The following is a 19400-nucleotide window of genomic DNA, read 5'->3' as shown; positions in this document are numbered from 1 at the left end:
GGTTCTTGCCACCCCCTTTCACTAGATTATGCTTCGAATAAACCCGCCAGAAATTTAACAACTAATTCCATAACGACTGGATTAAGCCAAATATATTGTTTTTAGTTTATTTTGTCAACAAATTATTTCCTAAACATTAAAATGAATTTTCTAATTGAAAATACAGGTAATTTTCGTGGTTTTTTGACCTTAAAACACTTATTTCTACACAAAAATACAACTTAAACCTATAGAACTAAGAAATTTATCTACTAAATCACACAAGTTTTTTATTTAATTTTAAATCAAAATAGAAAGATACAATGATTATTTCCCGAATGGATTTTTGTGATATTTCGACTATTTTTTTTGATTTATCCTGTTTTTCTTTGGTATAACGGCATTTTCAATTAGAGAGTTTACTATTTATTCCATACTTCTGTATTTACTTATTATCGTAAAAAAGATATATATCTCTCTTTCAGACATGGAAGCATGAAAAAAAGCCCCTTACAAAAGTAAGAGGCTTTTTCGATTGGCGTTTATGCCCAGTTTTTCACTTTTTCATGATCTGTGACAAAGAGAAGGACTTTCCCTTCGTCTAAATGTTCTTCAAATGTCTCAGCTTCTTCTTTTGAGAAACCAATTTCATGAATTTTATTGCGGAGCTCATCGCCCTTTTTACTAAAGATGTTCCCAACCGCATGTTTGAGTCCGACTTCTCTTGAGCCAATCGTATTGGCATCTGCATTATTTGCAATACGCTCTGTTCGATCATCGTCATGGGACAGAACATAAATGTCCTCTCTTGCAACACCGAGTGCCTTTAATTGCTCTACATCTTTTTGAAGTGTTTCATCATTTGAATACTCTCTTACAACAGGTTTCATTTTATATTCCTCCTTTAACGTCTTACGAATCTTTTACCCGTCACTTTTGACATTAAACCTTCCACGAGCACATCCAATTTGCTTGAAGCACGTACCATGTCTATCGACTTATTTTTGACAAAAATCCTGTAAAAATGACTAAATTTTCTGAATTATTATGTTCAATCCTGTTGATTTGTTGTACAATTCTTATACTGGAGGCTAGAAATGAGGGAGAGCTGATGTATTACTTTTCAGCGGAGCAGCAGTTTAATGCTTGGGTTGTCAGTGATTTGGTGAAACAGCTTTTTCAAAAGTGGAATCCTGAAGAAGCAAATACAAAGCCGCTTACGTTGTTTGCCGAACAGCACTTTCGCATCTCCATTGATTATCTCTTTTCCATCATTATTAACATTGGAGATATCGAGTCAATTGAACAAGATCCACAAGACATGTTGTCCTCATATTTAAATATCCTTTTTCCTTTTGTGACGCGCGATATGATGAAAGCCTCCATGCAAAATGCAAACGAATATTTGTTAAAAGAACGTGATGCGGATGTGTATCAGCTGTTTGGCTGTCTCCCGCCGCTCCTCTCTGTATCTTTTCAGAAAAAGTAGTCCCCTTCGATGAGATGGCGGCTGCTTTTTTGTGTGTGTTTTGAAAAGACCGTATGTTTTGAACGAAAAGAAGCATCATGTTAATGTAAATCTAGGCTGTAAGTGAAAGGGAGGATTTGACATGAGTCAACAAAAGCAAATTCAATTAGCTAAACGTCCAAAAGGATTACCTACAAAAGATGTTTTTCATTTTGAAACAGTCGATATACCTGTGCCGCAAGATGGAGAGGTCTTGATTCAAACGAAATATGTTTCTGTAGATCCTTATATGAGAGGGCGAATGCAGGATACAAAATCCTATACACCTCCGTTCAAGCTAAATGAAGTGATTCAGGGCGGTGTTGTCGGAGAAGTCGTTGAGTCGAAATCGCCTCAATTTGAAAAGGGTGATTTTGTCCTTGGATTCCTTGGATGGCAAGAATACTCCACTGCCAAAGCTGAATCTCTGACTAAAATTGATCCGTCCATTGCGCCATTGTCCTATTATTTAGGCATTTTGGGCATGCCAGGGCAAACCGCTTACTTCGGCCTGCTTGCGATTGGCCAGCCAAAAGAAGGCGAGACGGTTGTCATCTCTGGAGCAGCAGGAGCTGTTGGTTCTGTTGTGGGACAAATCGCTAAGATCAAAGGCGCACACGTCGTGGGAATTGCCGGATCTGATGATAAACTCGCTTATTTAAAAGAATTGGGCTTTGATGAAACGATTAATTATAAAACAACAAATGATTTAGATGATGCCATTGCAAAAGCCTGTCCTAACGGCGTTGATGTGTACTTTGACAATGTAGGCGGCGAGATTTCAGATGCGGTGATGAATCATTTAAACCGTTTTGCGCGCATTCCAGTGTGCGGCGCCATTTCTTCTTATAACATTAGCGCAAGTGAAGACATCGGACCGCGTGTGCAAACAAAACTCATCAAAACAAGCGCATTGATGCAAGGCTTCATCGTTGCCAACTACTCAGATCGTTTTGGAGAGGCAGCGAAGGATCTCGCACAATGGGTAAAAGAAGACAAACTCACATATAAAGAAACAATCATTGAAGGCTTTGACAACATTCCTGATGCATTCCTTGGACTATTCAAAGGAGAAAATGTCGGAAAACAGCTTGTCAAAATTTCATAACAAAAAAGGACCCTGCCATTTGGCGGGGTCTTCAGATTGTTGACAAAGGGCTAAAATGATTTTATTTTAGCCCTTTGTCTTCTTTTCAGCGTGATAGAAAACCTTTCAAGTCTAGGAAGAGCGAGCACCGGAACGGAGCGAATTTGACATTCGTGAGTACCGGCGCTGAGACCTGACACCGAATGCGAGGGTTTGTCTGCGCGCTGAAAGTACCCTCCATGTGGAAGGATCCTTTTCTTATGCCTGCTTGGGCGCAAGGTGCAGCTGGCCTTGCTTATACACAATTTCTTCAAGCGAAAGATTCAGCTTTTTCGCCATTTTTTTCAGCATTGATTGCTCTTGAGGTGTGACAAGACTGATGACTGCGCCTTCTTTTCCTGCTCGTCCGGTTCTGCCTGAACGGTGGATGTAGCCCTCTTCATTTGGCATATCTGCATGAATCACATATGGCAGATCATCAATATCGATTCCTCTTGCTGCAATATCTGTTGCAAGAAGGAGCGGGAATTCACGCTGTTCAAATGATTTCAAGATCACAGCACGTTCAGCTTTTTTTGCTTCACTATGAAGGACACCAAGGTCGACATGATGGTACGCTAATTTCTCTGCATAAATGCTTAAGTTCGTAATGTCGCGCACAAAAACGAGCGCCTGCATGTCCTCAAGCCGTGATAGCTTTTGCAGCAGTTTCACTTTGTCACGCTGATCACATAACAGATAATAGTGACCCACTTTCTGCGCTTCTTCCTCGCTTCTAGCAATTTTCAATACTTCTGGTTCAGATGTCATTTCTTTGATCAGCTGAACGGTTTCTTCTTTCAACGTTGCAGAAAAACAAAGGATTTGTCTTTCTTTTAATGTGGACTTAATGATCGCTTGGATCGTTTTCATATGCTCTGGCACAAGAAGCTGATCTGCTTCGTCTAATACAATCGTTTTGACTTCATGCATTTTCAGTTTCTTGATTTTGATTAATTCTTGTACTCGGCCCGGTGTCGCCACAACGATGTTCGGATGTTTCTTTAGTTTTTCTTGCTGCTTCTTGATGTTCGCTCCACCAATCAAGGAGACTGCTTTGATGTCTGATCCTTGTTTGAACTCTTGCACGACATCAAAGATTTGCATCACAAGCTCTCTTGAAGGTGCCAAGATTAAGACTTGCGGATGCTTGATATTGACATCAATTTTATTTAAAAGCGGCAGAACATACGCAAGTGTCTTCCCCGTTCCAGTTGGCGATTCTGCGATCACATCACGCTTCTCCGTAATCCACTCTGCTGTTTTTTCTTGTATAGCTGTTGGTTTTTCGAAGCCAGCCGCTTGAAAGTTTTCCTGAATAAATGGCTTTGCTTCTTTCAAAAATGCCCAATTTTCCGTCATGTCGATCTCCTTTATCCTCATTCAATCTATCCTTTAGTATCTCAAAATCAGCTTTGAAACGCAATTTTTCTTTTGATGCTTTTATCGAGCCGGACAGTTCGATATAATCATGAGAGGCACTAGCCGTTTTGAATCTATTTGAGGTGTAAAAAATGATATTATCTGTTAAAGATTTAAGTCATGGCTTTGGCGACAGAGCCATTTTCCACGAGGTGTCCTTCCGTTTATTAAAAGGCGAGCATGTCGGCTTAATCGGCGCCAACGGTGAAGGAAAGTCAACGTTTATGAATATTATTACTGGCAAGCTGGAGCCAGATGCAGGAAAAGTCGAATGGGCGAAAAATGTCCGTGTCGGCTACCTTGATCAGCATACCGTACTAGAAAAGGGAAGAACGATCCGTGAAGTCCTTCAGGATGCATTCCATTATTTATTTTCAATGGAAGCCGCGATGAATGACATTTATGGCAAGATGGGTGAAGCCGAACCTGATGAACTGGAAAAGATGTTAGAGGAAGTTGGCGTCATTCAGGATGCTTTGACAAACAATGATTTCTATATCATTGATTCCAAGGTCGAGGAGATTGCAAGAGGTCTTGGGTTAACGGATCTTGGACTGGACCGTGATGTGACGGAGCTCAGCGGCGGTCAGCGTACGAAGGTCCTGCTAGCGAAATTGCTGTTAGAGAAGCCAGAAATTCTCCTTCTCGATGAGCCGACCAACTATTTGGATGAGCAGCATATTGAGTGGCTGAAGCGTTATTTACAGGAATATGAAAATGCGTTTATCCTCATTTCACATGATATTCCGTTTTTAAACAGTGTTATTAACTTGATTTATCATGTTGAAAATCAAGAGCTCACGCGCTATGTTGGTGATTACGACCAATTTAAACAAGTGTACGAAGTCAAAAAGCAGCAGCTCGAAGCAGCCTATAAAAGACAGCAGCAGGAAGTGGCTGAACTAAAGGATTTTGTCGCAAGAAACAAAGCACGGGTCAGCACGAGAAATATGGCGATGTCCCGCCAAAAGAAACTGGATAAGATGGATATGATTGAACTCGCAGCAGAGAAGCCAAAACCAGAATTCCATTTTAAACCGGCACGTACGTCTGGGAAACTGATATTTGAAACGAAAGATTTGGTCATCGGTTATGATGAACCGCTCTCTCGCCCATTGAATTTGAAAATGGAACGCGGGCAAAAAATTGCGTTGTACGGTGCTAACGGTATCGGAAAAACGACGCTGCTCCGAAGTCTTCTTGGGGAAATCACACCTATTTCTGGTGAGGTGGAACGTGGAGAATTCTTGCATATTGGCTACTTTGAGCAAGAAGTAAAAGAGCAAAACAGCAATACTTGTATTGAAGAAGTATGGAGCACCTTCCCTTCTTACACGCAATATGAAGTCAGAGCCGCTCTTGCAAAATGCGGATTAACGACAAAACATATTGAAAGCCGTGTGTCTGTATTAAGCGGAGGAGAAAAAGCAAAGGTCCGTCTTTGCAAGCTGATCAACGAAGAAACCAACTTACTTGTTCTCGATGAGCCGACAAACCATTTAGATGTCGATGCAAAAGAAGAACTAAAACGCGCCTTAAAAGAATATAAAGGCAGCGTCTTATTGATTTCTCACGAACCTGAATTTTATCAAGATGTGGCAACCGAAACTTGGAATTGCGAATCTTGGACGACAAAAGTATTATAACGACAAAAATGCCTTATATCTTTTGCAGATATAAGGCTTTTTTTAATTAATGACCTGCTTGGATATTCACCAAGTGCTTACGTCCAAGGAGCAGAATAATCATGCCTAGAAGAACAACAGCAGCCCCGACATAATAAGGTGTACTTGCTGTATACGATTCAGCGAGAACTCCGGCAATCCAAGGAGCAATCGCGCCCCCAATAAACCGAACAGCACTGTAAGAGGATGAAGCAATTGAACGTTCAACCGGTGCTGACCCCATCACAGCTGTTGTGAGCACTGTATTGATCATACCGAGAATTCCCCCAGCAACGACAATTCCGCAGATCACGACCACAACATGAGACGTCCATATCCCAATGCCGAATAAAATTACAGCAAACGAAGCAAACAGAACCACCAGCGAGGTCAATGTCCCAAGTTTGCGATGAATAACCGGCGCTGAGAAGACGGAGGTCACAGCCAAAAATAGCCCCCAACCAAAAAAGACATAACCAAGTCCATGCTCATCAAGATGGAGCACAAATGGTGAATACGCTAAAAGCACAAAGAAACCGAAATTGTATAAGAAAGCGGCAGATGCCATCGTTAAAAGTCCTTTATATTTTAACGCTCCGACAGCCTCGAATAATTTCACTTTTTTCTGCGGCTTTTGCATAGGTGGAAGCATAAAGGTAATCGCTAAAAGAGCAATGAGCATTAACACGGCAACGCCAAAGAAAGGCCCGCGCCAAGAAATTGTTCCAAGCTCACCGCCAAGCAGCGGTCCAACCGATATCCCAAGACCTAATGCTGCCTCGTATAAAATAATGGCCTTCGCACTTCCTCCAACAGATACACCGACAATGACAGAGAGTGCAGTTGAAATAAATAAAGCATTCCCAATGCCCCATCCGCCTCTAAAGCCAATCAATTCATTAATCGTTGAAGAAGTACCTCCTAAAGCAGAAAAAACAATAATAAAAATGAGTCCCACTAATAATGTCCATTTCGCACCAATCCGGCTAGAAATAAAGCCGGTGAAAAACATCACAAAGCCGGTCACAAGTAAGTAGCTTGTAAATAAAAGAGACACCTGACTTGGAGATGCATGTAATTGCGATGCAATGGCTGGCAGAATCGGGTCCACGAGTCCTATTCCCATAAACGAAATCACACATGCAAAGGCAACAGCCCAAACGGCTTTTGGCTGCCTAAGCAGACTTGTACGCTGTTTCAACACTTCTTCTTCCTTCATTCCATCAGAACCTTTCCTTCAAATGTTGACAAAATAAAATAAACACGCAGAGGTGTTTAATCAGATTGTTGACAAAGGGCTAAAATGATGTTTATTTTAGCCCTTTGTCTTCTTTTCAGCGTGATAGAAAACCTTTGCAGTCTAGGAAGAACGAGCACTGGCGCGGAGCGAATTTGACATTCGTGAGCACCAGCGCGCAGGACTGACAAAGAATGCGAGGGTTTGTCTACACGCTGAAATAAACACGCAGAGGTGTTTATTTTTGTAATTGCTCAATTGCATGAGCCGCTCTTTCTTTCATCGCTTCAAGATCCTTTTTAAAAGATTGAATGGTTTCAAGCTTTTTTGAAATCAATTGATGCTGCACAGTCAGCTGCGCCTCAATATCTAACAGCTTCTCTAATCGTTCCTTCGGATCAAGCGACAGCAAGTAGCCTTCTTTATTCAGCTCTAGCTGCTTTCCAATTTCCATAAACGATTGAAGCTCCTGTAAAGAAAAGCCGAGTACTTCTTTTGCCTGCATCACTTTCTCTAGCTCTTCCATGTCGTCCTCTGAGTAAAGTCTGACTCCGCCCTCTGTCCGCTTTGGTGCTGATAATAAACCAATCTCTTCATAGAAACGAATCGTCCGTTTTGTCAGTCCGCTTCTTTTCGCCACTTGATCAATTTTCATCCATTCCATCACCAGTGCCTCCTGCTCATCAATTCATGTTTTATTATACACCTTTATAACCTTAACGTAAACGTTAAAGTTTTAACCAAATCGAGTGTCGTAATGAGGAATCCATCCACCAGCATGATGCGTATGCCAAATGCTCCTATGAAAAAAAACCTGTAGATTGCTCTACAGGTTTTTTATTTCCACTTCTTTATTCATTTAATTCCTCAATCATAAGCGACAGTTCTGTCCAGCGGTCCATTGCTTGTTCTAGTTCTTCCGCAACGGCTTTTTGTTCGTCCATCAGCTCTTGAATTTTCCCAAAATCACTGCCTGCTTCTGCAATACTTGCTTCAAGCTGCTGATGTTTTTCCTCTAATGCCTGTATCCGGTCTTCAATCCCGTCCCATTCAAGCTGGTCTTTATAAGAAAGTTTTTTTCTCTTTTTCGGCGCAGCTTCTACTTGTTTTTCAGCAGGCTTTGCCTCTGTCCGCTTCTGCTCTTTTTCCTGTTCCATATAATCACTGTAAGCACCTTGGAAGTGTGAAATGCGCCCATTTCCTTCAAAAACAAGCAGACGGTGAACCACTCGGTCTAAGAAATATCGATCATGGGACACGGTGATGACGACGCCAGGGAACTGCTCTAAATAATCCTCTAAAATACTGAGGGTCTCTGTATCAAGGTCGTTCGTCGGCTCATCTAAAAAGAGAACATTCGGCTCTTCCATTAAGACCTTCAATAAATACAATCTGCGGCGTTCTCCCCCTGACAGCTTACGGATAAACGTCCGCTGCATCGATCTTGGGAAAAGGAACCGCTCCAGCATCTGCTCTGCTGTGACAATGGCGCCATCAGATGTCTTGACGATCTCAGCTGTTTCCTTGATATACTCAATGATGGTCAGCTCATCATTCATTTCCTTGTGATCCTGCGTGTAATAGCCAATACGAACGGTTTGTCCAATGGTCAATTGTCCTGAGGTCGGTTCGATTTTACCCGCTAAACAGTTCAGCAGAGTGGTTTTGCCGACTCCATTCGGTCCGATGAATCCGATACGATCACCCGGCACGACTAAATCTGTAAACCGCTCCACAAGGGTCTGACCAGCAAATGAAATCGATAAGTCTTCTGCCTCGATCACTTGTTTTCCCAAGCGGTGCGAGCCGATGGCAAAATCAAGCTCTCCCTTCGCATCAGGTCCTTTTTGATCCTTCAGCTCTTCGACTCTGCCGATTCGTGCTTTCTGCTTTGTCGTTCTTGCTTTTGCTCCTCGTCTCAGCCATGCAAGCTCTCGTCTAAGCAAGTTTTGACGCTTCGTTTCTTTCACCTGAGCTTCTGCTTCCCGCTCCGCTCTTTTTTCTAAAAAGACTTCATAATTTCCTTTATACGTATAAAGCTGTCCTTGATTTAACTCATAAATCCGATTGGCCACCCTGTTTAAGAAATAACGATCGTGCGTCACGAGAATGACAGCACCGCTATATTGGCTTAAATATCCTTCAAGCCATTCAATAGTGGCATTATCAAGGTGGTTGGTTGGCTCATCTAAAATCAGCAAACCTGCAGGCTGAATTAAATTTTTAGCAATGGCGACACGTTTCTTCTGTCCGCCTGATAATGCATGTACAGAGCGGCTCACATCTTTCACACCAAGTTTTGTCAAAATCGTTTTGGCTGAAAGGTTCGCATCCCAAGCGTCTTCCTGATCCATTCGGTTTTGCATGCGCATCAGCGCCTCTTGTTTTGCCTCATTTTGCGGATCATGCTCTAAATCGGCGAGTGCCTGTTCATACGCCTTCATCGTTTGAATCATTGGTGCCGTTCCAGAAAAAATGTAATCAAGAATCGTTTCAGTTCCGCTCATTTCAGGATCTTGCTCAAGAAATTCAATATCAAGTGTCCCTGCTTTCGTGATGTCACCTTCCTCAAACGATTCAAGTCCCGCGATGACCTTTAAAAGCGTTGACTTCCCTGTTCCATTTGGTCCAATCAATCCGATGCGTTCCTTTGGTTCTATATGAAAAGAAATATGATCAAACAGCGTTTTCTCGCCATAGGTTTTATATAATCCTTCTACATTCAATAAACTCATTTTATCAGCCCTTACATAGATTCTTCCTTTATTTTAAATCAGCCAGTGGCAGAAAACTAGTTTTAAAAAACCCGCTGCGGAAAAGAATGTTTCCTTTTGATGCCCGATACACTATGAAGAGGTGATCTAAAGATGATAACCATTAGTTTATGTATGATTGTGAAAAATGAAGAGGAAGTGCTGGCGGACTGTCTTTCTTCTGTTCAAGACATTGTCGATGAGATGATCATCGTTGATACGGGATCAACAGATCAAACGAAGGAGATCGCCCATTCTTTTTCAGCCAAGGTGCTGGATTTTGAATGGGTGCAGCATTTTGCAAAAGCACGTAATTTTGCTTTCTCACATGCAGCGAAAGAGTATATTTTATGGCTCGATGCTGACGATGTTCTGCTTGAAGAAGACCGCCAAAAACTGCTTCATCTCAAGCAGACACTTGATCCCTCGGTGGATGCCGTTTCGATGTTTTATCATGTGGGATTCGATGAAAGCGGTCAAGTCAATTTCAAATATAGAAGAAATCGCCTTGTGAAGCGCTCCTTAAACTTTCAGTGGTATGGGGCCGTTCATGAGTTTCTTCAAGTGTATGGAAACATCCTTCCAGCAGATATCGCCGTCACACATCAAAAACGCAAGAAAACAACTCTTGGTGAGCCTGGGCGCAACTTGCGAATTTATGAAGACATGCTGGCAAAAGGAGAGGACATGACGCCCCGTGATCTCTTTTATTTTGCCAATGAATTAAGAGACAACGGGCAACATGTCAGGGCGATTCGTTTTTATCATGAATTTTTAAACACAAAACAGTGCTGGATTGAGGATGAAATTCGCACATGCCAATATTTAGCGGACTGCTATTATGCGGCAGGCTTTGAGGAAGCGGCCTTATCCTCATTATTACGATCCTTCTTATATGATCAGCCCCGGCCAGAATTTTGCTGCCGGATCGGGGATCATCTAAAAATACAAAATAAACATCAGGCGGCCATCTTTTGGTATGAGCAGGCGCTGAAGGCTCCTGAAAACGAAACAGCCTTCACACTTACACAATATAAAACGTGGTATCCTCACCTTCAGCTTTGCTACTGTTATTATCAGCTCGGCGACCTGGAGCAAGCCAAAATACATCACCATGCCTCCTCCGCCCATCATCCAACTCATCCAAGTGTCCTGTACAATGAAAAAATATTTGCTGAACAGACATAGGTCGTCTGTTACCACATCCGCCTTCCATCTCCCGGCGGATGTCTCTTTTTATACACTTATTCGGTTGTGACGTTTAACACTTTAGTGATTTAAAGCGTTTTTCAACCAATTGACTAAATTGTCATTTCCGCATATACTAACATTCGTCTTACGAAAAGATTTATCCATTAGGAGGTCAACATGAGTTCTTTATTTCGAAAAAAATCTCTCGACCAGCTCATGCTTGAAAGTCAAACAAAGCGGCTCAGCCGTTCGTTGAATACGTTTGATTTAATCTTGCTTGGCATTGGCTGTGTGGTCGGGACTGGAATCTTTGTCATTACGGGGGTTGCTGCGGCAAATGATGCAGGACCTGCGATTATTATATCTTTTATTTTGGCTGCGATCGCATGCGCCCTTGCTGCTTTTTGCTACGCTGAATTCTCCTCATCCATTCCTGTGTCAGGAAGCGTTTATACGTATTCCTACGCAACACTTGGGGAATTTCTCGCCTTCTTAATGGGCTGGGATCTCATGCTTGAATATGTTATTGCGCTCTCTGCTGTAGCAAGTGGATGGTCGTCCTATTTTCAATCACTGCTCAGCGGATTTGGCCTGCACATACCGAAGGCTTTATCAGCTGCACCTGGAGCCGCTGACGGGGCCGTCTTTAACCTTCCAGGCGCACTCATTATTTTGCTCATCACCTTTATCGTCTCAAGAGGCGTCAAAGAAAGCACAAAGCTGAATAACATTATTGTGCTGATCAAAATTGCCATCGTCCTGCTCTTTATCATTGCAGGCTTTGCTTACGTCAAACCTGAAAACTGGACACCGTTTATGCCAATGGGCTTCCATGGCGTGATTGCTGGAGCGGCAACTGTCTTTTTTGCTTACCTTGGATTTGATGCAATCGCTAATGCATCTGAAGAAGTCAAAAACCCGCAAAAGGCGATGCCAATTGGAATCATCGGTGCGCTCGGTGTTTGTACGATTTTATATATCGGGGTTTCATTCGTCTTAACAGGCATGGTTCACTATACGAAGCTGAATGTCAGTGATCCTGTCGCTTTTGCTCTTCAAGTGGTTGGCCTGAATAGTGTCGCTGGCATTATATCCGCAGGTGCTATTATCGGGATTACGACAGTGTTAATTGCACTTGTCTACGCTCAGGTTCGTTTAACCTTTGCCATGAGCCGAGATGGACTCATGCCGAAAATCTTTTCAAACGTTCATCCGAAATCGAAGACACCGGTTGCCAACACTTGGCTGACAGGCGCTGTTGCGTCATGTATCGTTGGATTCGTCAACTTATCAACACTTGCTAATTTAGTCAGCATCGGTACACTTGCGGCCTTTACGGTGATCTCTATCGCTGTGATCGTACTCCGAAAAAAACATCCGAATATGAAGACAGCGTTTAAAGTACCCTTTGTCCCTGTCCTTCCTATCATTAGTGCGGTCATTTGTATGATCTTGGCTTTCACACTGAAATGGGAAACATGGAGAGCCTTCCTCATCTGGATCGTCATCGGTGTTGTTGTCTATTTCACCTATGCAAGACGAAAAAGCCATCTCAACGAAACACATTAGAAAAGAGACTCGGGGGTTCCCGGTCTCTTTTTTTTGTTTAAATCACGCTGTTTTTGACTGAATTTGAGTCCACCATATCTGGATCTAACACGCTTGAAATCGGAATGACAAGCGGTGAACAATCTCCATTGTCCTCACCAAAACCTTGGTTCATTTTCATTGAGAGAAAATAATCAATCTGCTGATAAGGTCCTAGCGTCAGTGATGCACCCCGATCCATTGCATTGATTTTAAAAGCACCGACATTGACGACTGAGGGTGAGAATAACATCACACGTCACTTCCTTTGAATGGGTTTAGCTGCTGGTGAAAAAGAGGCAGGTGAGTCCACTTGATCTCGATCATCTACATGGCTTTTTGTACCGACAAAACCGCTGGCATCTCCAAAATTCTGTCCGTAACCCTGATTTTTTTTATCTGAGTTTTGCCACTCTGCTAACAAATTTTGTCCGACATTCACCGCCGACGCATTTTCAAAGGAATTAATTTTTAACATGAAAATATTAATATTGATATACGGAGTTGGTTGAACCACAGATAAACCTCCTTTTTATAGGTATATGCAAGCACCCATCAAGTATGTTAACGGGAGGTCTTCACATGGACTTCGAAAAAATGAAGCAGTGGATGGATATTGCCCAGCAAATGCATGGAGATGATTTTTGGAAAATGATCTTCGATGATGAGCAAAGATCCCCCTTTATGGCAAACGGTCCATCTCCATTTACATTCACACAGCAGGATCAGCGGGGATCAGATGCGTCATTTCCTCCAATCGACATGGTGGAAACCCATGCAGAAATTCAATACTTAGTTTACTTGCCTGGCTACCGAAAGGAAGATGTTCAGGTGTTATCATATGGTGAATATTTGGTTGTGAAAGGACAGCGTTTTTCCTTTTTTAACGAGCAGGACTTTCGCCAAAAGCAAGGGAAGTATGGTCCGTTTGAAAAGAAAATCCGCCTTCCAGAGATGATTCTCGGTCAAATGAATGCTGCCTTTAAAGACGGTGTACTTTACATCCGCCTGCAAAAGGATGAAGGAAAAGCGACGGCTATCATCATAGATGACGAATATTGATACTCACTGCGTCTATTTGATCACGATCATCAATTGTTTCAATTGGCAGGATCGTGATCACGCCATCAGCATTCTGTTCCCCAAAGCCATTGTTTCGTTTGATCGAACTGCAATGATTGCGAACAAACGTCGAGCCAAACGTCATAGATGATCCTGTGCCAATCGAATTCGTTTTCATATGAGCAATGTGAATCTGAGTAGGCAGCATGTGCGTCTCCCCTTTCTTGTCATCTCTATAAGTATATACGGGGCAGCTTTTCCATAGACTAGAGTAAGGCGGAAGAAAAGGTTGTGGTCTACTTGAAACATTTCATTCAATCACTCTTTAAAAAAACTGAATCCAATCCATCCCCATCTGTCATTGAGCTAGAAAAAAGACTCGCCGCTCTTGAGCAAAAAATGTCTGCACCAGCTGCTCCTGTCTCAGAGGATACACACATCCATATTGAATCCCTGCGCGTGGACAAAATTGATTACCATTTAGAATTTGGGGAGCTTTCTATTGACCAGCTTCAAGGCAGGCTCAATATTGGGGCAACCTATTACACGCCAAAGGACACATGCATCAAAAAATCCACACAAACACCGAAGCCAAAAGAAACAAAAACACCGGTTGTCTCGATTCGATCAAAGCCTTCATCTTCTTAATGCGCTCAGCTTTTCAGCACTACCGGCAGCCAGAAATAGACCGCAAGAACAATCACCACAATACTGATGATATTTAACCAAAAACCCGCCCTGACCATATCAGATATTTTCAGCACGTCCGCACTAAAGACAGCAGCGTTTGGGGGTGTGGAAATCGGCAGCATAAACGCACAGGAGGAAGCCAAAGCAGCCGCGGCCATTAACCCATACGGCTCGATTCCAATCGCAAGCCCAAGCCCTACCGTTATCGGAATAATCATATTGGCAACAGCCGTATTAGACATAATTTCAGTCATAAACAGAATCGCTCCCGTTAAAATAATCAACAGCATGATATACGAAAGCCCGTTTAAATGCTGTAAATTTTCTCCGATCCATCCTGTTAGATTGGTTTCTGCAAAGCCCGTAGCGAGCGAAAGCCCTCCTCCAAACAAAAGCAAAAGCCCCCACGGCAGTTCTTTCATATCCTGCCATTCTAATATTCTCTCTCCATTTGTTGCTGGAATGAGAAATAACAGCATGGCACCGAAAATGGCGATAGACGTATCAGATACGGTCATCCCTCCAAACAAAAAGAGCTTAAAAATCCATAAGAACGCCGTCATGAGAAAAACAACAAATACCCATTTTTCCTCTCTTTTCATTTTTCCTAAATCCTCTAATCCCTTTTGAATGAACGCTGCACTCATTTCACCTTTGTGTTCTACCTTGAACTGTATCCTCGTCAAATACAAAAATAAGAGAATAAGCAGAATTATCGCAACTGGAAAACCAAACAAAAACCATTCGAAAAACATAATCTCTCGATCTAGCAGTTTTTTTGACATCGCAGCAAACACCGCATTTGGCACAGACCCGACAAGTGTCGCCAAACCTCCAATTGACGCTGAATAGGCTACCGACAATAAGATGCTTTTACTGAATCGATCAAGAGATGGACCAGATAAGATTTCATTTGTCTTGACCTCTTTAATCACTGCAAGTGCCACTGGCAGCATCATTAGTGCTGTCGCTGCATTCGAAATCCACATAGATAAAAAAGCAGTCGCGATCATGACACCTAAGACAATGCGGTCACTTCTTGTGCCAATCACCCTTAAAATGTGTAAGGCCATTCTTCTATGTAATTTCCATTTTTCAATGGCAATTGCGATCATAAACCCTCCCATGTACATAAAGACGATCGGATCTCCATAAGCCCTTGATGCCTGTTCCATAGAAAGCCCGCCAAGTGTCGGCAGCAGGATGATGGGCAATAAAGAAGTAGCAGGAATGGGCAGTGCTTCAGTCACCCACCATGTAGCTGTCCAAGCCGTAATGCCCAAGACTATCCTCGCAGCATAGGTCAATTCATCTTCAGGTATGAGAAAAAAAACGAGCAAAAAGAGTGTCGGTCCAAGAACAAGTCCAATCAAATTCACCTTTTTATAAACGATAACAATTCCCCCCTATTGAAAGCGCTTGTCATATTTTTTCTAACATTCGATGATCTTTTAAGAAATCCTTTAAATCATAAGAAAAAATGAAGATATCTTTCATGATGAATAGCAGTTATTTTACTCCCGTTACCCAACCATGACACGATCTCTTGGTCTATTTTCATAGGAGAAACTATACAAATCACGACCAATCACTGTAAAATATAGAGGATCTAATCAAAAATTGAGGTGTTTTCATTGTATACGGATCAAAAAAAATCATTTTGGAAACAGAAAAAGGTCATTATCCCTCTTCTTAGCATCATCGTCGTTGCTGCTGCTTTCTTTTTCTTAAAAGATACTCTTTTCTCAAAAGAAAAAGAGGCTTTAAAAGCCGCTCAAAGCTTTACGAAACATATGGAGAAGAAAGACTTTACGAAGCTGGCAGATGAGGTGACAAGTGCATCTTTGAAAGCCAATGACTTTTCAAAAAAACAACTAGCCGAAAAATACGACAATATTTTCAACGGCATTGGTGCTTATGATCTGAACATTTCAAAGCTCAACGTTGAAAAACAGGACAAAGGAGATGGGTATCAATTCTCCTATGATGTAACGATGAAAACGTCTCTAGGCAAGCTGCATAAGCTGTCTTACAAGGGCATTCTCACCGAAGAAGATGACAAGTGGAAAGTGGACTGGAAACCAAATCTCATCTTCCCGCAAATGGAAAAAGGAGATACCATCAAGGTCAAATCTGACCCTGCTGTCCGCGGAAACATTGTCGACCGAAAAGGACGTACCCTGGCAGAAACAACTGGTGGAAACGCCCTTGGCATCATCCCAGGAAAGCTCGGAACAGGAGAAGAAAAAGAACACAATATCAAAAAGATCAGCAAAGCTTTTGATATAGAGGAAGAACTAATCAACAATCAGCTGAAACAAGCATGGGTCACAGACGACACGTTTGTCCCGCTCAAATCGATGTTAAAACAAAAGCCAATTCCAAAGGACGTAAATGGCGTTACCTATCAAACGAAGGAAATGCGCTACTATCCATATAACAAAGCCGCCGCTCATCTCACCGGATATGTAGGAAAAGCAAATGCGGATGATATCAAAAGAAATCCAGCATTAAAGGCGGATCAAATTATCGGCAAAACCGGCCTTGAATTCACATTTGACAAAAACTTACGCGGACAAGATGGCGGAAGCATTCTCATCGTCCATGATGAAACAGGCATTGAAGAAACATTGCAAAAATCAGCTCGAAAAGATGGAAAAACAGTGAAGCTGACGATTGATGCTTCTTTACAGAAAAAAGCCTATGATCAGCTGAAAGGTGAAAAAGGGGCCGTCACCATCATGAATCCATCAACAGGTGATCTATTAGCACTTGTCAGCGCCCCTTCCTACGATGTCAATCTCATGACAAACGGGATCACACCTAAGCAATATCAGGCATACAGTGAAAATCCAGACCTTCCATTCCAAGCTCGATATGCGAGCCGGTTTGCACCAGGGTCCACATTCAAAACCATTACAGCCGCCATTGGGCTGGAAACAGGTGTCACAAAGCCTGACAAAGTGCGCACCATTCACGGACTGAAATGGCAAAAGGATCAATCTTGGGGAAATTATCGCATCACACGTGTTCACGATAAAGAAAAAGTAAGTATGGTCGATGCCCTTGTGTACTCAGACAATATTTATTTTGGACAGGAAGCACTCGAAATCGGCAAAGACACCTACGAGAAAAAAGTGAAAGCATTTGGATTTGGCGAAGACTTACACATGCCATTTACAATGAAGCCTGCACAAGTATCGAACGATGGTATTCAATCGGATATCTTACTGGCTGACTCGGCGTATGGCCAAGGTGAATTACTCATGTCACCAATTGAACAAGTACATGCCTATTCTCCATTTGCTACAGGAGGCAAGCTTGTCTACCCTCGAGTGATTCAAGATGAAAAAACAGCATCACCAAAACAAATCATCAAAGAAGGCTCGGCAAACACAGTGAAAGATGCATTGACTAAGGTCGTGACCAGTCCAAACGGAACAGCCCACTCCTTACAAATCGAAGGAGCGGATATTGCCGCTAAAACGGGAACGGCAGAATTAAAGAGCAAACAAGGTGCAACAGACGGCACTGAAAATGGATTTTTACTTGCGTTTAATCCTAAAAAAGAAGATTACGTCCTCGTCGGCATGATCGAAGGGGTGAAAAACCGCGGCGGCAGTGGACTCGTCGTTCAAAAAATGAAACCTGTCATTGCTTCTTTTTACAAATAACTCTTTAGAGACACAAGCTCAATCAAATGCTTGTGTCTCTTTTTTTCTAAATCATGACAATTTGCTATTGTTTTATAGTTCACCTTATGAATAAAATGAGAAGAATGCAAAAATCAGAAAACAGATAAATGAAGGGAGGAAGTCTCATTGGCCATTGCTGCTCGTACAAAGGATAAACCTCAACATTCTGTTACCGGCTCAACGGTTTATCCCATATTATTGATTATTGGTATTTGTCATATGCTGAACGACACATTACAAGCCGTTATTCCTGCGATGTTCCCTATTTTGGAACGCTCAATGGGGCTGACCTTTACACAATTAGGGCTGATTGCTTTTACATTAAATATGGTCTCCTCCGTGATGCAGCCAGCTATAGGGTGGTACACAGATAAACGGCCGATGCCTTATGCACTTCCGATTGCTTTATTTTCAAGTGCTGTCGGTATATTCGGACTTGCGTTTGCTCAGTCCTTTGCCACCATTCTGCTTTGCGTTGTCTTTATCGGCCTCGGCTCTGCGATCTTCCATCCAGAGGGCTCCCGTGTTGCCAACATGGCAGCTGGTCCAAGACGAGGTCTTGCCCAGTCCATTTATCAAGTAGGCGGTAATACAGGTCAAGCCTTTGCTCCGCTTATCGCTGCATTAATGCTCGTCCCGCTCGGTCAGACAGGCGTGGCTTGGTTTACGATTGTTGGAATGATGGCGGTTGGTTTCCTTCTTTATATTTCAAGATGGTACGCAGGAAGGCTTCAAACCATTCGGGCCCAAGCGAAAAAAACACCTGCAAAACCTGCTAGATCTGATATTCATCGTAAATCAGCACTCATTGCACTTGGCATTATCGTCTTTCTCATCTTCGCCCGCTCTTGGTATGGAAATGCCATTTCGAATTTCTATGCATTTTATGCGATTGAACAATACGGTTTGACGATTAAAGAATCACAGACTTATATCTTCTTATTTCTTATTCTAGGTGCAATTGGGACATTTTTAGGCGGGCCGCTTGCAGACCGCTTTGGCAAGAAAAACGTGATTTTAGTTTCCTTATTGGCATCCTTCCCGCTTGCCCTGCTGCTGCCATTTGCCGGACCGGTTTTTGCTTATGTTTTACTCGGACTGATTGGGCTCATTTTAACATCAAGCTTCTCTGTCACCGTGGTTTATGCCCAAGAACTATTTCCCGGGAAAATTGGCACAATGTCTGGTTTAACTGTTGGGCTTGCGTTTGGTATGGGTGCAATCGGATCGGTTGCCCTCGGCTCATTCATTGATGCCTTCGGCTTAACGCCTACCATGATCGGTGTTGCCTTTTTACCGATATTAGGCATCCTAGCCTTCCTACTTCCTAGCGACCAAACCGTCTCTAAATGGAATGAATCATAAAAAGGAAACCGCTCAATAAATGAGCGGTTTTTTCCGATTGTTGACAAAGTGCTAAAATGATGTGTATTTTAGCACTTTGTCTTCTTTTCAGCGTGATAGAAAACCTTTGCAGTCTAGAAAGG

18 protein-coding genes are annotated in these 19400 nt (G+C 42.4%); 9 read left to right on the top strand and 9 right to left on the bottom strand.

Translation table 11 applies throughout. The features are described 5' to 3' along the window. Nucleotides 1-521: 521 nt before the first annotated feature. A complete protein-coding gene (locus AWT60_RS09850; RefSeq protein WP_034282732.1) occupies nucleotides 522-869 on the bottom strand; it encodes a YflT domain-containing protein in 348 nt (115 codons plus the stop codon). 221 nt (nucleotides 870-1090) lie between these two features. On the opposite strand from AWT60_RS09850, the gene AWT60_RS09845 reads away from it, so the two are divergent. Together AWT60_RS09845 and AWT60_RS09840 are read left to right on the top strand one after the other, a co-directional pair. Further along, a complete protein-coding gene (locus AWT60_RS09845) occupies nucleotides 1091-1468 on the top strand; it encodes a YfmB family protein (protein WP_041108602.1) in 378 nt (125 codons plus the stop codon). A 121-nt stretch (nucleotides 1469-1589) separates the two neighbouring features. After that, nucleotides 1590-2594 (top strand): NADP-dependent oxidoreductase, encoded by a 1005-nt coding sequence (locus tag AWT60_RS09840; protein ID WP_041108604.1) that lies wholly within the window; start codon nucleotides 1590-1592, stop codon nucleotides 2592-2594. A gap of 237 nt (nucleotides 2595-2831) precedes the next feature. On the opposite strand, the gene AWT60_RS09835 is transcribed toward AWT60_RS09840, so the two are convergent. Then, nucleotides 2832-3974, bottom strand: coding sequence for a DEAD/DEAH box helicase (locus AWT60_RS09835; RefSeq protein WP_075622527.1), 1143 nt, complete (start codon nucleotides 3972-3974; stop codon nucleotides 2832-2834). Between the two features lie 152 nt (nucleotides 3975-4126). On the opposite strand from AWT60_RS09835, the gene AWT60_RS09830 reads away from it, so the two are divergent. Beyond that, nucleotides 4127-5680 carry an ABC-F family ATP-binding cassette domain-containing protein gene (locus AWT60_RS09830; RefSeq protein WP_218677192.1) on the top strand — a complete coding sequence of 518 codons (1554 nt, stop codon included), beginning with the start codon at nucleotides 4127-4129 and terminating at the stop codon, nucleotides 5678-5680. 46 nt (nucleotides 5681-5726) lie between these two features. On the opposite strand, the gene AWT60_RS09825 is transcribed toward AWT60_RS09830, so the two are convergent. The 3 genes from AWT60_RS09825 to AWT60_RS09815 form a co-directional block, all read right to left on the bottom strand. After that, nucleotides 5727-6917 (bottom strand): MFS transporter, encoded by a 1191-nt coding sequence (locus AWT60_RS09825; protein WP_218677191.1) that lies wholly within the window; start codon nucleotides 6915-6917, stop codon nucleotides 5727-5729. Between the two features lie 256 nt (nucleotides 6918-7173). Further along, nucleotides 7174-7599 carry a MerR family transcriptional regulator gene (locus tag AWT60_RS09820; protein ID WP_024424586.1) on the bottom strand — a complete coding sequence of 142 codons (426 nt, stop codon included), beginning with the start codon at nucleotides 7597-7599 and terminating at the stop codon, nucleotides 7174-7176. Between the two features lie 187 nt (nucleotides 7600-7786). Beyond that, entirely contained in the window at nucleotides 7787-9670 is a 1884-nt protein-coding gene (locus AWT60_RS09815; protein WP_163115631.1) for an ABC-F family ATP-binding cassette domain-containing protein, read from the bottom strand. Between the two features lie 132 nt (nucleotides 9671-9802). Here AWT60_RS09815 and AWT60_RS09810 point away from each other — a divergent pair, with 132 nt between their 5' ends. After that, nucleotides 9803-10876: a tetratricopeptide repeat-containing glycosyltransferase family 2 protein gene (locus tag AWT60_RS09810; protein WP_125587242.1), complete on the top strand. Its 1074-nt coding sequence runs from the start codon at nucleotides 9803-9805 to the stop codon at nucleotides 10874-10876. A 180-nt stretch (nucleotides 10877-11056) separates the two neighbouring features. Further along, entirely contained in the window at nucleotides 11057-12448 is a 1392-nt protein-coding gene (gene bcaP, locus AWT60_RS09805) for a branched-chain amino acid transporter BcaP (protein ID WP_125587241.1), read from the top strand. Between the two features lie 37 nt (nucleotides 12449-12485). Here the strand turns inward: bcaP and AWT60_RS09800 are convergent, their stop codons facing one another. Then, complete coding sequence (locus tag AWT60_RS09800; protein WP_034282744.1) at nucleotides 12486-12719, bottom strand: hypothetical protein; 234 nt, start codon at nucleotides 12717-12719, stop codon at nucleotides 12486-12488. Between the two features lie 6 nt (nucleotides 12720-12725). Continuing rightward, nucleotides 12726-12983, bottom strand: a complete 258-nt coding sequence (locus AWT60_RS09795) for a hypothetical protein (RefSeq protein ID WP_003213975.1) — start codon at nucleotides 12981-12983, stop codon at nucleotides 12726-12728. A 65-nt stretch (nucleotides 12984-13048) separates the two neighbouring features. Here AWT60_RS09795 and AWT60_RS09790 point away from each other — a divergent pair, with 65 nt between their 5' ends. Beyond that, the gene (locus tag AWT60_RS09790; protein ID WP_125587240.1) at nucleotides 13049-13528 is read left to right on the top strand and encodes an Hsp20/alpha crystallin family protein; all 480 of its coding nucleotides are present in this window, start codon (nucleotides 13049-13051) and stop codon (nucleotides 13526-13528) included. Here the strand turns inward: AWT60_RS09790 and AWT60_RS09785 are convergent. After that, nucleotides 13509-13736 carry a hypothetical protein gene (locus tag AWT60_RS09785; RefSeq protein WP_125587239.1) on the bottom strand — a complete coding sequence of 76 codons (228 nt, stop codon included), beginning with the start codon at nucleotides 13734-13736 and terminating at the stop codon, nucleotides 13509-13511. The two genes, AWT60_RS09790 and AWT60_RS09785, sit on opposite strands and share 20 nt — an antisense overlap. Before the next feature lie 83 nt (nucleotides 13737-13819). Here AWT60_RS09785 and AWT60_RS09780 point away from each other — a divergent pair, with 83 nt between their 5' ends. Next, entirely contained in the window at nucleotides 13820-14176 is a 357-nt protein-coding gene (locus AWT60_RS09780; RefSeq protein WP_034667493.1) for a hypothetical protein, read from the top strand. 5 nt (nucleotides 14177-14181) lie between these two features. Here AWT60_RS09780 and AWT60_RS09775 read toward each other — a convergent pair whose 3' ends face one another. Beyond that, nucleotides 14182-15597, bottom strand: coding sequence for an SLC13 family permease (locus AWT60_RS09775; protein ID WP_041108618.1), 1416 nt, complete (start codon nucleotides 15595-15597; stop codon nucleotides 14182-14184). Between the two features lie 255 nt (nucleotides 15598-15852). On the opposite strand from AWT60_RS09775, the gene pbp4 reads away from it, so the two are divergent. Beyond that, a complete protein-coding gene (pbp4, locus tag AWT60_RS09770) occupies nucleotides 15853-17892 on the top strand; it encodes a penicillin-binding protein PBP4(5) (protein ID WP_125587237.1) in 2040 nt (679 codons plus the stop codon). A gap of 147 nt (nucleotides 17893-18039) precedes the next feature. Further along, on the top strand, nucleotides 18040-19278 hold the full coding sequence (locus tag AWT60_RS09765) for an MFS transporter (RefSeq protein WP_218677190.1): 1239 nt from the start codon (nucleotides 18040-18042) through the stop codon (nucleotides 19276-19278). The last annotated feature ends 122 nt before the right edge of the window (nucleotides 19279-19400 follow it).

Source organism: Bacillus sp. F2HM, assembly GCF_019266135.1.
Classification (GTDB): Bacteria; Bacillota; Bacilli; order Bacillales; family Bacillaceae; genus Bacillus; species Bacillus safensis.
The sequence above is the reverse complement of the archived record's forward strand: the minus strand, read 5'-3'. Positions and strand labels throughout refer to the sequence as shown.

Excerpts from the sequence above, each read along its gene's own strand:
- AWT60_RS09850 (WP_034282732.1), bottom strand. The coding sequence starts at position 869 with ATGAAACCTGTTGTAAGAGAGTATTCAAATGATGAAACACTTCAAAAA.
- AWT60_RS09845 (WP_041108602.1), top strand. The coding sequence starts at position 1,091 with ATGTATTACTTTTCAGCGGAGCAGCAGTTTAATGCTTGGGTTGTCAGT.
- AWT60_RS09840 (WP_041108604.1), top strand. The coding sequence starts at position 1,590 with ATGAGTCAACAAAAGCAAATTCAATTAGCTAAACGTCCAAAAGGATTA.
- AWT60_RS09835 (WP_075622527.1), bottom strand. The coding sequence starts at position 3,974 with ATGACGGAAAATTGGGCATTTTTGAAAGAAGCAAAGCCATTTATTCAG.
- AWT60_RS09830 (WP_218677192.1), top strand. The coding sequence starts at position 4,127 with ATGATATTATCTGTTAAAGATTTAAGTCATGGCTTTGGCGACAGAGCC.
- AWT60_RS09825 (WP_218677191.1), bottom strand. The coding sequence starts at position 6,917 with ATGAAGGAAGAAGAAGTGTTGAAACAGCGTACAAGTCTGCTTAGGCAG.
- AWT60_RS09820 (WP_024424586.1), bottom strand. The coding sequence starts at position 7,599 with ATGGAATGGATGAAAATTGATCAAGTGGCGAAAAGAAGCGGACTGACA.
- AWT60_RS09815 (WP_163115631.1), bottom strand. The coding sequence starts at position 9,670 with ATGAGTTTATTGAATGTAGAAGGATTATATAAAACCTATGGCGAGAAA.
- AWT60_RS09810 (WP_125587242.1), top strand. The coding sequence starts at position 9,803 with ATGATAACCATTAGTTTATGTATGATTGTGAAAAATGAAGAGGAAGTG.
- bcaP (WP_125587241.1), top strand. The coding sequence starts at position 11,057 with ATGAGTTCTTTATTTCGAAAAAAATCTCTCGACCAGCTCATGCTTGAA.
- AWT60_RS09800 (WP_034282744.1), bottom strand. The coding sequence starts at position 12,719 with ATGTTATTCTCACCCTCAGTCGTCAATGTCGGTGCTTTTAAAATCAAT.
- AWT60_RS09790 (WP_125587240.1), top strand. The coding sequence starts at position 13,049 with ATGGACTTCGAAAAAATGAAGCAGTGGATGGATATTGCCCAGCAAATG.
- AWT60_RS09785 (WP_125587239.1), bottom strand. The coding sequence starts at position 13,736 with ATGCTGCCTACTCAGATTCACATTGCTCATATGAAAACGAATTCGATT.